A 14,192-nucleotide genomic window follows, 5' to 3' on the forward strand; every position below is an offset into this window, starting at 1 on the left:
TTAATTCTATGAGAGAAAATTTTTTGTACAATGTTTAATCAAAGAGGTGTGACGATGCTGTCACATCTCTTTTTTTGAAGCAATTAAGAAATTTCTTTCGTCATTTTTTTGAAATACACGTATAATAAATTAAAAGATGATTGAAGGAGGGTGGTTGCTTGAAAAAATTAGGAAAAATATTTTTAGGCTTATTGGTTATTTTAGGTTTAATTAGTGTTGGAAGCTATTATTATTTAAAAGAAAATACTTATGAACCAAGCCAAACCGCATTAACAACCAGTAAAAAAGCGATTGATAATAAGGAGTATCTTTTTTTTAAAAGTCCAAAAAAGAAACTGGCACAACAACATCCAATCATTATTTTTTATCCAGGTGCTTTAGTTGAGCCAGAAAGTTACAGTGTTTGGGCAAATAAACTTTCTGAAACTGGCTACGATGTGGCAATTGTTAAAATGCCACTCAATCTAGCGATACTAGATAAAAATCGTGCAGAAAAAGTGATTGAGGATTTTCCTGATCGCACCTTTGTTTTTGGCGGACATTCACTTGGCGGGGTAATGAGTAGTCGGTATGTTTCTCAAAATGTAACAGATAAGAATAAAGGCATTTTTTTCTTAGCAAGTTATCCTGACAAAAAAGGAGAACTATCTCAGTCGAAAATTCCGGTACTTTCAATTACGGCATCAAAAGATCAAGTATTAAATCACGAAGCATATGAAGAGGCCAAACAATACTTACCTGCACAAACAAAGTATGTGGTGATTAATGGTGGAAACCACAGTGGATTTGGTGCATATGGTGAACAGAAAAAAGATGGAGAAGCAGAAATTACGAACGAAGATCAGCAAATCGCTCTTGTAAATACGATTGAAAATTGGTTGAAGCAAAATGGTTGGTAATCCCTTTCACCACTAGTAAGTAAAAAAACGTGAGTCTAGCGAAACAGCTTGAAAAAGTAGCGATTGAGCTAATTTTTCAGACGGTTTCTGATTGGACTCACGTTTTTTTTTTGAGCAGAAGCGTTGCTCATCCTATTTTATAGACAACTCTTCTTATGAAACTCATAATTGAATTGCCGAAGTAATGACAAATTAGTTTTGTTCCTCCAATAGTATTGCTCGAACGGGACACTTCTGATAGGCTTTCTTTACATACTCAGTTTCTGCTTCAGTGACAAATTGTTGATGTGCTTCTGGTTCTTGTGCAAAAAGCACGATTCCTTCTTCATCGTAATCAAAAATATCAGGGGCCTCAATTTGACAAAGACCGCAAGCAATACAACGTTCGGGTACAAGTTTACATAATAGTGACATTTTTAACCATCCTAACTTAAGGAGAATTGCTATGCTTTCATTTATTCTATCTTTATTTCCTACAAGAAACAAGTTGCGAGTCAGTTCTTTTTATCAATTACTGACAGGTAAAAAAACAACTTCAGTATTGATTTTTGGTTTCTTGAATGAATTGTTGCCAGCTCACAGTAGTTTACCAGAACTAACTCAGGAAACCTACCAGCAACGATTAACTGAGTTAGAAACATCAGGCTTGATTCAAATTGAAGAAAATGAAGTTTTCTTGACAACAAGAGGGAGAGAACGCCAAGAGAAATTGAATGTCTTATATCCTGAATTACATTTTGACCTCTACGGTAGAAACTGGGAAGAGGTGTGGCGACTGACAAAATTCGCAATTCAAGTTGTTTCATATTTAGCTGTAAGTCAATCAGATTACTTACCTGCAGAGACTAGCCCATTTTATACAACTAGAATCAAATCTTGGCTAGCCCATAGCGATTGTTCAAAAGAACAGCTAGCTGATACTTTTTATCACGAGCTATCGGCTTGTTTAAGCAAACTAACGACAGAGCAGGCCAATTTATTAGCCAATCAGTTTTCTGGTTTTGAACAAATCGGTTTACTGCCTTATCAGCTAATTGAGACGAACGAGGATGAAACGACAATTTATTTACAACAGGCGCAAGCTGTTCACGCTTTTTTGAGCCAATTGAAACAGTTTCCGGATTTCTTATTGGCTCAGTTGCTTTTACCTGTTGTGGCACAAAATTACAATCAAAGTATGCTGGTTACACGGCAACTTTTTCTTGAAGGATATTCACTTACTGAAATTATGGCACGTCGTCATTTGAAAAAGGGGACAATCACGGATCATCTAGTTGAATGGGCCTTGTTCTTAGACGACTTTCCGTTTGATCAGTTGATTTCAAAAGAGACGAACCAATTATTAGCTAGTCAAACAGCTCCTGTTCAAACTTGGCGTTACCAAGAGTTAAATGAAACAGGTACACTTGATTATGGTGAATTTCGTTTTTATCAAATACGAGCATTAAAAGGAGGCCAAAAAGATGAACTTATCAGCTGAGTTAAAACGTTATTTTGGCTTTTCAACTTTTCGTCCAGGCCAAGAAGAAATTATTCAAACATTGCTGGATAAAGACGACGTACTAGCTGTCTTGCCAACTGGAAATGGGAAAAGTTTATGTTACCAGTTAACTGGCTATCTATCGGAAGGTTTGGTCATTGTGGTTTCACCCTTGCTATCGCTAATGGAAGATCAGGTTATGCAGTTGCAAAAAATGGGAGAAAAAAGAGTTGTAGCATTTAATAGTTTGCTGACTTTTTCAGAACGGAAATACGTTATGGAGCATTTATCTCAATACAAATTTTTATTTTTAAGCCCGGAAATGTTAGTGCAATCAGAAATATTAACACAATTAAAAAGACAAAAAATCGGTCTTTTTGTGGTTGATGAAGCACATTGTGTTTCACAATGGGGGGTTGATTTTCGCCCAGAATATCAACGTTTGGGCGAAATAAGAACACAATTAGCGATTCCAGTGACTTTGGCACTTACAGCTACAGCAACAAGCGCAGTTCAACAAGATATTGAAACTGTGTTATTTACTAACAAACCCAAAATCGTTAAGCATTCTGTGAACAGAGAAAATATCGCTCTATTTGTAAGGAAAACAACTCAAAAGACAGCTGAGCTAGAAGCCATTATGAAAGAAATCAATGGCGCAACCATTATTTACTGTGCAACTAAAAAAGAAGTGGAGCGTTTGTATGCAGAATTGCGTGGTCGCTTTTCAATTGGCTACTATCACGGTGGTCTAGATGCAAGCCAAAGACGCCAGTTACAGCAACAATTTTCCCAAAATCAATTGCAATTTTTAATTGCAACAAACGCATTTGGTATGGGGATAGACAAAGCGGATATTCGTTATATTATCCATTATGATTTACCAGATAGTCTGGAAAATTATGTACAAGAAATTGGACGTGCTGGCCGCGATCAGAAGCCAAGTACAGCAATTTTATTGTATCAAACAGGAGATGAAGTGATTCATCATTTTTTTAATCAATTAGCGAAAGAGCAGCGTCAAGGTTTTGAAATTTATTTAGCACATGAGCAAGAGATCGAACAACCCTTTGACGAACTTCAGCAAAAATGGCTAGAAATTGTCAAAAAAACAAATCAGCCAGATCAATGGATGGAAAAATTAAAGATTCAAGAAAAAGAGAAGCAGTTTCGTTTATATCAAATGTTACGTTATATTCATGCAACGACTTGTCGCAGAGAATTTATTTTGAACTATTTTGGCGAAAAATTGACAGAAAAACCACAAAATTGTTGTGACATTGATGAAGCATCATGGCTCCTTTTAGCAGAAACAAAAGTAGGAACAAGTAATTTTGAGAATAACTGGGAAGAGATTTTACTAAATTTATTTAAAAAAAACGTAGAGGGGTAATTTTTTTAGGCATGGCCCATTTTCCTATGGTATAATACTCACGAAAGAAATTAGGAGGTAGCAAAGGTGAGCAGAAAAGATAGACATCAATCATCAGAAAATAACGAAACACAAGAACCATGGGAGCAACCAATTTATGACACAGAAGATGAAAATTCTTCAAGAAGCTCTCAAAGACAGCAAAAGAAAGGAAACACTGTTTTCTTGTCACTCTTTTTGTTTTTATTAGTACTTTGTATCGCAATCCCAGCAGGTGCTTACTTCTGGATTAGAAATGGTTCAAGTAATAATGCAGCAAGTTCGTCTTCAACATCGACAACTTCATCAATCGTTGAAAGTTCAACTATGAGTTCAAAAGAAGAGTCAACAACTGTTTCTTCAACTACTGAAACAGTTCAAAGCTCTGAAACAGTAGAATCAAGTATCACTGAGCCTGAAACTTCAAGTTCAGTTGCACCAGTTACACCACCAGCTTCAAGTGAAACAGTAGCACAAGAAGCAGAAACAACGCCTTCTTCATCAACAGAAGTGGCAGCTGGTTCAACGACAGTTGTTCAAGCAGGTGAAGGACCAAAACAAGTAGCTGAGCGTGCTGGAATCACCATTGATCAACTATTCCAATTAAATGGAATGGATCCAAATAAATATATGTTATATCCTGGACAAGAATTACGAGTGAAATAATGTGAGCCGCATTTTGCGGCTTTTTTTTGAGGAGCGTTTTTATGACAAAGATTAGTATTGCAATTGATGGGCCGGCTTCTTCGGGCAAAAGTACTGTAGCAAAAATTTTAGCAAAAGATTTTCAATATATTTACACAGATACAGGAGCCATGTACCGAGCAGTGACTTATTTGGCAATCAAGCATCAAATTTCGTTTGCTGACGAAGCAGGATTAGTTACTTTGATTAAAGAAAATCCGATTTCTTTCCAACAACAAGCAGATGGTCAACATGTGTTTATTTCAGGACAAGATGTAACAGCTGAAATTCGACAACCAGATGTAACGAAAGCTGTTTCGGAGGTTTCTGCACATGGAAAAGTTCGAGAAGAGCTGGTTGCTATTCAACAACAAATTGGTGAGAACGGTGGCGTAGTAATGGACGGACGTGATATTGGGACAGCCGTACTACCACATGCAGAGGTCAAAATCTTTTTAGTAGCGAGTGTTTCTGAACGAGCACAACGCCGTTATAAAGAAAACCAAGAAAAAGGAATCCCAACTGACTTAGAAACACTAACAAAAGAAATCCAAGAGCGTGATCATTATGATTCAACGCGTGAAATTTCTCCGTTGAAACAAGCAGAAGATGCCGTCCGAATTGATACAACTGGAAAATCTATTTTAGAAGTGGTAGCAATGATTAAAAACGTTGTTTCTGAAAAAGGCTACCAACTGTAAGTATTAATTGACAAAAAACGATGAAATTGGCGGAAAGTCAATAATTTTCAAATAAACCGGGCGAAATCGCTTTATTTTTTTTTAAGAATCAATTAAACTTAAATTAGTACCGTATTTACGGCATAATGTTGGTTAGGAGGACAAGTGTTATGACAGAATTTGATCAAAATCAAGCAGATAGCAATCAGTCAATGGAAGATGCAATGAAGAGCGTTCAAGAAGTTAGTGTTGGCGATGTAGTTAAAGGTGAAGTTTTAGCTATTGAAGACAAACAAGTAATTGTTGGAATCGAAGGTGCTGGCGTTGAAGGTGTCGTTCCAGCAAAAGAATTATCGACATTACCTGTAGATGACATTGATGAACTTGTTCATGTAGGCGATCTTTTAGACTTAGTTGTTATTAGTACAATTGGTAAAGATAAAGAAAACGGAAGTTATTTATTATCAAAACGCCGTTTAGATGCAAAAAAAGTTTGGGAAGACATCGAAAAAGACTTCCAAGCTGGTAAAATTATCGAAGCACCAGTAACAAACGTAGTTAAAGGTGGCTTAGTTGTTGATGTTGGCGTACGTGGATTTGTACCTGCATCAATGGTTGAAGATCACTTTGTAGCTGATTTTTCAGATTATAAAGGTCAAACGTTGAGCTTCAAGATTATTGAAATCGAACCATCAGAAAATCGCTTGATCCTTTCTCATAAAGCAGTAGTTGAATCTGAAAAAGAAGAAAAGAAAAAAGAAGTGTTAACTGCTATTCATGAAGGTGATGTCATTGAAGGGCGTGTTGCACGCTTGACTGACTTTGGTGCCTTTGTTGACTTAGGCGGAATCGACGGACTTGTTCACGTTTCAGAAATTTCACACAGTCACGTAGCAAAACCAAGTGATGCATTGGCTGTTGGGGATGAAGTAAACGTAAAAGTTTTATCAATCAATCCTGAACAAGAACGTGTATCACTATCAATCAAAGATACATTGCCTGGACCTTGGACAGACATTGAAGCCAAAGCACCAGTTGGAGCTGTTTTAGAAGGCACAGTTAAACGACTAACAAGTTTTGGCGCTTTCGTGGAAGTTTTTCCTGGGGTAGAAGGGCTTGTTCATATCTCTCAAATTTCACATAAACATATTGCGACACCTCATGAAGTACTTCAAGAAGGTCAAATAATTGATGTGAAAGTGTTAGAAGTTAATCCAGAAGAACATCGTATTGCTTTAAGTATCAAAGCACTGGAAGAAAAACCAGCTTCTGAAGAAGAACCAAAAAATATTGAATCATATGAATTACCAGAAGAAAATACTGGATTCACAATGGGTGATATTTTAGGTGATGCTTTAAAAGAAGAAGTTGAAGAAACAGCAGACGACGAATCAGATAAATAATTAAGTAACGTCAGTTTATGACTGGGACGAAAGTGAAAGCTTTTGTCTTGGTCTTATTTTTTTCGTTATTGATTACAGATAATCAAGAAAAATGTAAAATAGTTGGATGAATTGAATAACTAAGCTTGAAAGTTTGGGGTTCATTCGTTAAACTAAGTAGGATTGGAAACTTGTGAGGAGGAAAAAATATGGCAAATCCAACAATTGCAATCGTTGGCCGTCCGAACGTCGGTAAGTCTACGATTTTTAACCGCATCGCTGGCGAGCGTATCTCGATTGTCGAAGATACTCCAGGAGTGACTCGCGATCGTATTTACGCAAAAGGCGAATGGTTAGGTCGTGAATTCAGCGTGATCGATACAGGCGGGATTGATTTAGGTGACGAACCATTTATGGAACAAATCAAGCATCAAGCAGAAATCGCGATTGATGAAGCAGATGTGATTATTTGTGTAGTCAGTGGACGAGAAGGTATCACTGATGCGGATGAAATGGTTGCAAAGATTTTATATCGCAGTAATAAACCTGTTATCTTAGCAGTTAACAAAGTAGATAATCCTGAAATGCGTAATGATATTTATGAATTTTATGCATTAGGATTAGGCGATCCATACCCTGTTTCTGGGAGTCATGGTCTGGGAATTGGTGATATTTTAGATGAAGCAGTCAAATATTTTGCCACTGATACGGAAGAAGAAGACGATGATACAATTAAATTTAGTTTAATTGGTCGTCCAAACGTCGGTAAATCTTCTTTAATCAATGCAATTTTAGGCGAAGATCGTGTAATCGTTTCGGACATTGAAGGAACAACTCGTGATGCAATCGATACTCATTTTGTATCAGAAAATGGTCAAAAATTCTTGATGATTGATACAGCAGGTATGAGAAAACGCGGGAAAGTGTATGAAAATACTGAAAAATACAGTGTTATGCGTGCTATGCGCGCTATTGATCGTTCAGATATCGTTTTGATGGTCTTAAATGCTGAAGAAGGAATTCGTGAACAAGATAAACGTGTTGCGGGATATGCACACGAAGCAGGTCGCGGAGTCATCATTGTGGTGAATAAATGGGACTTAGTGAAGAAAGAAACGAACACAATGCGTGATTTTGAACAAGAAATCCGCGATGAGTTCCGTTATCTTGACTACGCACCGATTGTTTTTGTTTCTGCAGTGACGAAACAACGTTTGAATCGTCTGCCAGAAATGATTGAAGATGTCAGCATGAATCAAAATCTACGTGTTTCATCTGCGGTGTTGAACGACATCATCATGGATGCTGTGGCAATCAATCCAACACCAACAGATAAAGGCAAACGTTTGAAGATTTTTTATGCAACACAAGTGGCTGTTAAGCCGCCAACCTTTGTGGTATTTGTTAATGAAGAAGAATTAATGCATTTTTCTTACGAACGATTTTTAGAAAATCAAATTCGTAAGGCATTTACTTTTGAAGGAACTTCGATTCGAATCATTCCAAGAAGAAGAAAATAGGCATTTTACCATAGTCATTCTTTTTTTTCAAAGGATAAAGGTACTTTCTTTTATTACGTTTTAATGACCAAAAAAAGCACGTTAAAATCAGTAAAAACCTTGCCATTAAGCGGTTTATATGATATCGTGATAACAGAATATTGAAGTAAGTCAATATTTCTATTAAACATTCTGGACCACTCAGATTGTTTAATTGGTTGATGTTTTACATCATATCTCTTGTTGAGGAGGTGAATCTAATCCATGGCAAACAAAGCAGAATTAATCGAAAAAGTTGCTTCAGCTACTGATTTAACTAAAAAAGACGCAACTGCAGCTGTAGACGCTGTATTTTCAACTATTCAAGATGCTTTAGCTAACGGCGAAAAAGTTCAATTAATCGGTTTTGGTAACTTCGAAGTTCGCGAACGCGCAGCTCGCAAAGGTCGTAACCCACAAACTGGTGAAGAAATCGAAATCCCAGCTAGCAAAGTACCTGCATTCAAACCAGGTAAAGCATTGAAAGACGCAGTTAAATAATTGTGCAATAAAACCCATTGGAGCTTTAGGGCTCTAATGGGTTTTATCTTTTTTATATACTATAAAGAGAAAGAGGCGAAAAAGATACAAAATAATTAAAGACCATTTCTTTCTAAACAGCTTACTGATTTATTTTTTCATGAAACAGAATTTTCTCTTTTTTCTTCTCATTAAGTTGCACATAAATTTTTTAGTCTAATCTTTTTTTCCTTTTCAGAATAAGGATTTTTATATCTTTCTACATACTTAAAAATAGTTCAAGCGCCAATCAATAATTTCATACACAATTTTTAACGTCTCCTGTTGATGTTATAATAAGCATAATGCTAGGTTTATTTATCTTAGACATACCTTTACTTTGAAAGGTGTGTTTTTTGTGCTATTTTACAGGAAAATCAGCACTACCAAAATTATCCCCCATCATACTTTCAGCAGTAAGAGTTACAGGCGTTTCTGTATCTGTCAATTCATAGGCAACTGCACTTGAAATGGAGCCACCGGGTTTAATTTCAGCTGATTGATCTTGTAAATATTTATCATCAGGCAAACTTGCAATAGTTAGTTTATTTACTTTATTTGGATCGTTATCTTGTATCGCTTTAAAATTTAGAATCCATGCAGTGTTGGGCGAAATCGGTGCTGAATTATCATAATCAGGATTTACTAAAGTATCAAACCAAAAAGCAATCACTGGTTTTTCCCCGTAGTCATTGCCAGCTTCACCAGGTTGGATAACTTTATAATCGGTAATCTTAATAGAATAAGAGTTCCCTTTTAACATAGTGCCATCGAAAGTTGCTTCTGACGCAGTTGCAACAAAATCACTTGTAGTTTCTACTTTTGAAGAAGTGGCCTTTGTTTCACTACTCTTTTCTGTAATCTCTTGTTGTGTGCTGCTTGATGCACTAGACTCACTGTTAGGCTTATTTCCGCATGCTCCTAAAAATAATGATGTAAATAATAACCCCAAAATAACTTTTCTCATTCTTAACTCCCCATTTCTTTGATATAATTATGTTGTAAGTATCTCAAAAATGAGGTGGAAGTCCGTGTTCACAGCACGGACTTTTTTTATTTCAGGTGACATTCCCAACCTAACCCCAAATTAAATTCTTCTAGCACACTTGTGTAGTTGAATTGACCATCATTTTCTTGAATCAAATAATTAATCATCGAAGTATTTGCTTCGTTTTCCATTTTTGAATGGAAGACAGGATTAGTGTATAACGCGTTAAAATCTGAATGATTAAGAGCGTGATAGAGTTCATGAAGAATCACTTGTTTTTGTTTTTCTTCCGATTGATTTTGATTAACGACCATCAGTTTCAACTCATCAAAATAATAGCCTCTTTTTTCTAATTCCATTACGACTAGCTCAATTCCATGACTAGCGAGTAGCTCCTTTATTGTTTTCATAAAAAAGACTCCTTACTTACTCATTCGTCCTTCTAAAAATGCGCGAATGGCCTCTCTGTCATTATCAGTCATTGGTTTTCCATCAAAGCTTTTCACATTGTCTAGAATTTTGTCGAGATCCTCAGGTAGTTTTACTTTATCTCCTAGAGCAGGTGTATCTGTTCGTCCAAGCAGATAATCTACAGAAACATGAAAATATTCTGCTACTTTTTCAAGAGTCTCAGCTTTTGGACTACTTGTTCGCCACTGATAAATCACATTTTTAGATAATCCAATATCTTCTGCCAGTTTGTTTAAACTGATTCCCTGTTTTTTTGAAAGTTCTGAAACTCTTTCGTATAAAATCATTGTAAAAGCTCCTTTTTTATATTTTTTTATAAAAATATTGTAAATTATAAAATAATGGGATAATATTGTTTATAGATTACTCATAGAAACACAAAACGAATGAGAAGAGTCGTTTTGTTACTTTTATTTTATAGAACTTTGGGATTTGTGTCAATGTAAGTTTGATTTATCTGGTTAATTATATTTTTTTATGAAGATAGTGAGAGGAGAAATTTACAATAAAATATATTTTTTACCTATATAAAATTAGTTAGGAGTGAAGTATTTTGCGAAAATCAACATTTAATTATATTAAGGATATTTTATCCGACTATTATCAAACAGATGCGTATATTAAACAAAGAGAAGAAGAATTACGTCATCCATTCATAGAAGCTGATTTAAATAGTTCGATTCGTGGTCAAGGAAGCCATAGTATAGCAACTGAAAGAATGGCCATCACCATTGCGATGGATCGCCGACTTTGGAATTTGGAAAGGAATCGTGACGTAGTGAAAGATTGTTTGGCGCGTGCGGATGAAAATACGAGAGAAATTATTGAAAAACTCTATTTACAAAAAAATGCAACAGTTAATTTACTAGGAATGAGTCAACGTTTGTTTATTAGTAAAAGTAAGGCTTATGAACTAAGAAATGAATTTTTTGAAACTGTTGCAGATGAGTTAGGTTTGTAACTATGGAAAAACTCAGGAATTTTTTTCATAGTCAACAGGCTAAAATAATATCATCAAGAAAATAAACATTTCAGAATGAACTAACTTGCTTCTTAAAAATGAAGAAAACTAAACTAGAATTGAAAGATTTTCTTGAAGTTATTATAAGGTGGTGATTTCTACTTAGATTAATGTTTTTTGTTTCAAAAAAATTCAAATAAGATGGTCAAAAATGGAGCTATTTTGTTTGAACCAAAAACAGGAGGAAGAAAAATGGAAGCACTAAAAGGAATTGACGTTATTTTGCTTTATCGTTTATTAAGCAAATCAAGTGAAGGACCCGCATGGAAAATGGCGTTTCAAACGGAACACGAAAATGGCTTAACCCGTGAGTCAGAAGCCACTGTGACGAAAGATGGAAATGTCCATACTTTGAGTCCCGTTGAATATGATTTCTCTGCAACTTCGATTGTTGCCAAAGGAGACACACATGTCAACGAGATGAAAAAAGCATTATTAGATGGCGAAATTGTTGAAATTTGGGAAATTAACAAAGCAGAAAATGGAATTGGTGAAGACGCAAATAAATATAAAGCAACTTATTATCAAGCTTATGTTTCGGAATTTACACCAAATGCGACAGCAGAAGATAATGTGGAACTAAGCTTAGCTTTCGCTGTTAACGGTGTTGGTCAGGAAGGATATGCTACGTTATCTGAAGACCAAGCAAAAGTGATTCAGTATACGTTTAAGGACACTGTTCCAGAAACAGTTTAATCTAATGATGGATTGTGTGGTTTCATGACTAACACAATCCATTTTTTATCAAAAACAATTGAATATCAGAATTAAAAAGGAGAGACAAGATGAACTTAGTGATTAAAGAAAAAGACTACCAATTTGTATTTGGCTATGGTTTTATCAAGGAAATGAATCGTCGTTATTCGGTAACAGAAAATGGCTTAACTTTGAAAATGGGCCTAGAAAGTATTTTATCGAATTTTTTTAATAAAGATGTCGAAACGTTAGTTGAGATGCTAAAAGTTGCAAACAGTACCGAGACACCAAAGGTTAGTGAAGACGATTTAGCAAATTATATCGTGGAAAATGGGTCTGAGGTATTGTTTGAAGAACTCTTAGAAGAGCTAAAAAAGTCGGAATTTACGAAGAACAAGACCCTACAGTTGCTAGAACGCATTCAAGCAAACCAATAAATTTTACTGAGATATACCAGCAAGTGCAACTGAACTGTTTACGTTATTTAGAAATGAATGATTTTCTTGAAATTGATCGAATGACGATTTCTGAATATCAGTTACGACAAAAAGCATATCAGTTAAGACAATTGGATCAAGAATATTTTCTACATCTTGCAGCCTGGAAAAATTATGAAGTTCAAGCCCAGGCTAAAAAGGGGAAAAAACAAGTACCTGTTTATCCAACATTTCAGTCATTCTTTGATTATGAAAAACTACAAGAAAAAATTGTTGGCTATCTACCACAAGGTGAAAATCAAGAATTCTTGGATCTGGTCAAAAAAGCAAATACTTAAGAAAGGAGGTTATTTATGGGAGACTATACAGCGGAAAGTATTCTTGCAGCTTTTAGTGAAGGATCTTTGGGTGCAATGAATACAGGCATTGAGAAGGCAAGCAAAGCAATCAAATCAATGACAAGTAATCTTTCTGGTTTTGACTCACTTAATTCAGTTATTAACACAGTCACTGATTCATTAAAGGAAACGGTCAAGCAATTTGAACAGCTTACTAGTAAAGCTTCAACAATGGATCTAGCTGGTTCCTCTTCAAAGGAAGTAGAAAGTTTTCAAGACCTGATTGGAAAAATTTCCGAGGTAACAAGTGCTGTTAATAATGGGATACAAGGGGCTGGCTTTGGTGAAACGATGGCGGGGTTTGATGATGTTTTAACCACTTATTCTACAGTTGTTGAAATCCAGGATAAGATTGCTGGTTTAGGTACTGCATATCAAGTTTGGACAAAGGCTACGGAAGGTGCAACGATTGCACAGAAATTATTAACGACTGCAATGAATGCGAACTGGATAGCAATTATTATCACTGCTGTCGTGACTTTAGTTTCAACATTGATCTATTTATGGAACACCAATGAAACATTTCGTCAAGCGATCATTACTGCTTGGACAGCAATCCAGTCATTTTTGGAACCAGTAATCACAACGATCACGACTTTTGTTCAGACCATGTTTGCGATGCTCTTAACTTGGTGGCAAACAAATCAGGAGACGATTATGAATGTTGTCAGTACCGTATGGACAAGTATTCAGAATATTTTTACTGTTGTTTTAGCTGCAATTCAACTAGTTGTTCAAGTTGTTTTGAGTCAAATTCAAGCATATTGGACTGCATGGAGCACGGTAGTACAAGTAATTGTTCAAGCAGCTTGGGCAATCATTTCTAATGTGTTCAAAACAGTATTATCCGTCATTTTGTCAGTAGTCAGTGGTGTGTTTAATCAGATTCAAAATACGATTCATTTTATTATGGGCTTTATTTCGGGAATCATTCAAACCGTATTAGCCTTAATTAAAGGTGATTGGGATGGTGTATTAGCGGGAATTCAGTCAATTGTCCGTACTTTTGGTGATTTTGTAACATCTTCTTTTTCAACCTTTATGGCAACAGCGAAAGAGATTGTCAATGGCATTATTGGAGGAATTCGAGATTTGTTTGGTTCCTTGTCAGAAATCGATCTTTTAGAAGCAGGAAAAGCGATTATTGATGGCTTTATCAATGGTTTAAAAGCAGCCTGGGAAGCAGGAAAAGAATTTGTTACTGGCATTGCAGATTGGATTGTTAAACATAAGGGCCCAGTTAGTTATGACAGTAAAATTTTGATTCCTGCAGGGCAAGCAATGATGTCAGGACTAAATCAAGGATTAACCAATGGCTTCTATACTGTTCAAAAAAATATTGGAACAATGGCGGATCATTTAGCCGATGGATTTCAACCAGTACACGACTTAGATTTGGAAGCGACATTAACTCGAGCGAACGGTCAGATGAATACACAAGTTGAACATCGAATAAATTCTACAGGTTCCACAAAGCCAGCAGTATTTACGATTACATTGGGCAAACAGAATTTTAGAGCTTTCGTGGATGATATTTCACAAGCTTTAGGAGAAGGCACAGAATTGAATTTAGAATTTTAGGAGGGAA

Annotated in this window: 17 protein-coding genes; 13 read left to right on the top strand and 4 right to left on the bottom strand. The window is 35.7% G+C overall.

From position 1 onward, the window contains the following. The first annotated feature begins 158 nt into the window (after positions 1–158). A complete protein-coding gene (locus IGJ93_RS04515; protein ID WP_075491237.1) occupies positions 159–899 on the top strand; it encodes an alpha/beta hydrolase in 741 nt (246 codons plus the stop codon). 192 nt (positions 900–1,091) lie between these two features. Here the strand turns inward: IGJ93_RS04515 and IGJ93_RS04520 are convergent, their stop codons facing one another. Next, on the bottom strand, positions 1,092–1,313 hold the full coding sequence (locus IGJ93_RS04520) for a ferredoxin (RefSeq protein ID WP_067484872.1): 222 nt from the start codon (positions 1,311–1,313) through the stop codon (positions 1,092–1,094). Positions 1,314–1,344: 31 nt separating this feature from the next. Between IGJ93_RS04520 and IGJ93_RS04525 the strand changes: the two genes are divergently transcribed. The 7 genes from IGJ93_RS04525 to IGJ93_RS04555 all read left to right on the top strand — a co-directional run bounded on the left by IGJ93_RS04525 (position 1,345) and on the right by IGJ93_RS04555 (position 8,575). After that, the gene (locus IGJ93_RS04525; protein ID WP_075491238.1) at positions 1,345–2,379 is read left to right on the top strand and encodes a helix-turn-helix domain-containing protein; all 1,035 of its coding nucleotides are present in this window, start codon (positions 1,345–1,347) and stop codon (positions 2,377–2,379) included. Beyond that, positions 2,363–3,772 (top strand): RecQ family ATP-dependent DNA helicase, encoded by a 1,410-nt coding sequence (locus IGJ93_RS04530; RefSeq protein WP_071869059.1) that lies wholly within the window; start codon positions 2,363–2,365, stop codon positions 3,770–3,772. The genes IGJ93_RS04525 and IGJ93_RS04530 overlap by 17 nt, the downstream gene beginning before the upstream one ends. 66 nt (positions 3,773–3,838) lie before the next feature. After that, the gene (locus tag IGJ93_RS04535; protein ID WP_071869060.1) at positions 3,839–4,456 is read left to right on the top strand and encodes an SAG1386/EF1546 family surface-associated protein; all 618 of its coding nucleotides are present in this window, start codon (positions 3,839–3,841) and stop codon (positions 4,454–4,456) included. 41 nt (positions 4,457–4,497) lie between these two features. Beyond that, positions 4,498–5,175, top strand: coding sequence for a (d)CMP kinase (cmk, locus tag IGJ93_RS04540; protein WP_071869061.1), 678 nt, complete (start codon positions 4,498–4,500; stop codon positions 5,173–5,175). Between the two features lie 149 nt (positions 5,176–5,324). Then, complete coding sequence (gene rpsA / locus IGJ93_RS04545; RefSeq protein ID WP_071869062.1) at positions 5,325–6,557, top strand: 30S ribosomal protein S1; 1,233 nt, start codon at positions 5,325–5,327, stop codon at positions 6,555–6,557. A gap of 188 nt (positions 6,558–6,745) precedes the next feature. Continuing rightward, positions 6,746–8,056, top strand: a complete 1,311-nt coding sequence (gene der / locus IGJ93_RS04550) for a ribosome biogenesis GTPase Der (RefSeq protein ID WP_067484889.1) — start codon at positions 6,746–6,748, stop codon at positions 8,054–8,056. A 243-nt stretch (positions 8,057–8,299) separates the two neighbouring features. Beyond that, on the top strand, positions 8,300–8,575 hold the full coding sequence (locus tag IGJ93_RS04555) for an HU family DNA-binding protein (RefSeq protein ID WP_002290178.1): 276 nt from the start codon (positions 8,300–8,302) through the stop codon (positions 8,573–8,575). Between the two features lie 379 nt (positions 8,576–8,954). Here IGJ93_RS04555 and IGJ93_RS04560 read toward each other — a convergent pair whose 3' ends face one another. The 3 genes from IGJ93_RS04560 to IGJ93_RS04570 all read right to left on the bottom strand — a co-directional run bounded on the left by IGJ93_RS04560 (position 8,955) and on the right by IGJ93_RS04570 (position 10,339). Beyond that, complete coding sequence (locus IGJ93_RS04560) at positions 8,955–9,560, bottom strand: DUF5067 domain-containing protein (RefSeq protein ID WP_071869063.1); 606 nt, start codon at positions 9,558–9,560, stop codon at positions 8,955–8,957. A gap of 86 nt (positions 9,561–9,646) precedes the next feature. Next, on the bottom strand, positions 9,647–9,991 hold the full coding sequence (locus tag IGJ93_RS04565) for an ImmA/IrrE family metallo-endopeptidase (protein ID WP_067484895.1): 345 nt from the start codon (positions 9,989–9,991) through the stop codon (positions 9,647–9,649). 12 nt (positions 9,992–10,003) lie between these two features. Further along, the gene (locus IGJ93_RS04570; RefSeq protein ID WP_071869064.1) at positions 10,004–10,339 is read right to left on the bottom strand and encodes a helix-turn-helix domain-containing protein; all 336 of its coding nucleotides are present in this window, start codon (positions 10,337–10,339) and stop codon (positions 10,004–10,006) included. A gap of 266 nt (positions 10,340–10,605) precedes the next feature. Between IGJ93_RS04570 and IGJ93_RS04575 the strand changes: the two genes are divergently transcribed. The 5 genes from IGJ93_RS04575 (at position 10,606) to IGJ93_RS04595 (ending at position 14,185) form a co-directional block, all read left to right on the top strand. Continuing rightward, entirely contained in the window at positions 10,606–11,013 is a 408-nt protein-coding gene (locus IGJ93_RS04575; protein WP_067484901.1) for a transcriptional regulator, read from the top strand. A gap of 252 nt (positions 11,014–11,265) precedes the next feature. Beyond that, entirely contained in the window at positions 11,266–11,769 is a 504-nt protein-coding gene (locus IGJ93_RS04580) for a phage major tail protein, TP901-1 family (RefSeq protein ID WP_075491775.1), read from the top strand. A gap of 89 nt (positions 11,770–11,858) precedes the next feature. After that, a complete protein-coding gene (locus IGJ93_RS04585; protein WP_067484904.1) occupies positions 11,859–12,206 on the top strand; it encodes a tail assembly chaperone in 348 nt (115 codons plus the stop codon). A gap of 23 nt (positions 12,207–12,229) precedes the next feature. Further along, complete coding sequence (locus IGJ93_RS04590) at positions 12,230–12,544, top strand: hypothetical protein (RefSeq protein ID WP_249024360.1); 315 nt, start codon at positions 12,230–12,232, stop codon at positions 12,542–12,544. Between the two features lie 15 nt (positions 12,545–12,559). Continuing rightward, positions 12,560–14,185, top strand: coding sequence for a phage tail protein (locus IGJ93_RS04595; protein ID WP_430597016.1), 1,626 nt, complete (start codon positions 12,560–12,562; stop codon positions 14,183–14,185). Positions 14,186–14,192 lie beyond the last annotated feature (7 nt).

The organism is Enterococcus sp. DIV0174 (assembly GCF_050529065.1).
In the GTDB taxonomy this organism is placed as follows: Bacteria; Bacillota; Bacilli; order Lactobacillales; family Enterococcaceae; genus Enterococcus_B; species Enterococcus_B thailandicus.

Excerpts from the sequence above, each read along its gene's own strand:
- IGJ93_RS04520 (WP_067484872.1), bottom strand. The coding sequence starts at position 1,313 with ATGTCACTATTATGTAAACTTGTACCCGAACGTTGTATTGCTTGCGGT.
- IGJ93_RS04525 (WP_075491238.1), top strand. The coding sequence starts at position 1,345 with ATGCTTTCATTTATTCTATCTTTATTTCCTACAAGAAACAAGTTGCGA.
- IGJ93_RS04530 (WP_071869059.1), top strand. The coding sequence starts at position 2,363 with ATGAACTTATCAGCTGAGTTAAAACGTTATTTTGGCTTTTCAACTTTT.
- cmk (WP_071869061.1), top strand. The coding sequence starts at position 4,498 with ATGACAAAGATTAGTATTGCAATTGATGGGCCGGCTTCTTCGGGCAAA.
- rpsA (WP_071869062.1), top strand. The coding sequence starts at position 5,325 with ATGACAGAATTTGATCAAAATCAAGCAGATAGCAATCAGTCAATGGAA.
- der (WP_067484889.1), top strand. The coding sequence starts at position 6,746 with ATGGCAAATCCAACAATTGCAATCGTTGGCCGTCCGAACGTCGGTAAG.
- IGJ93_RS04555 (WP_002290178.1), top strand. The coding sequence starts at position 8,300 with ATGGCAAACAAAGCAGAATTAATCGAAAAAGTTGCTTCAGCTACTGAT.
- IGJ93_RS04560 (WP_071869063.1), bottom strand. The coding sequence starts at position 9,560 with ATGAGAAAAGTTATTTTGGGGTTATTATTTACATCATTATTTTTAGGA.
- IGJ93_RS04565 (WP_067484895.1), bottom strand. The coding sequence starts at position 9,991 with ATGAAAACAATAAAGGAGCTACTCGCTAGTCATGGAATTGAGCTAGTC.
- IGJ93_RS04570 (WP_071869064.1), bottom strand. The coding sequence starts at position 10,339 with ATGATTTTATACGAAAGAGTTTCAGAACTTTCAAAAAAACAGGGAATC.
- IGJ93_RS04580 (WP_075491775.1), top strand. The coding sequence starts at position 11,266 with ATGGAAGCACTAAAAGGAATTGACGTTATTTTGCTTTATCGTTTATTA.
- IGJ93_RS04585 (WP_067484904.1), top strand. The coding sequence starts at position 11,859 with ATGAACTTAGTGATTAAAGAAAAAGACTACCAATTTGTATTTGGCTAT.
- IGJ93_RS04595 (WP_430597016.1), top strand. The coding sequence starts at position 12,560 with ATGGGAGACTATACAGCGGAAAGTATTCTTGCAGCTTTTAGTGAAGGA.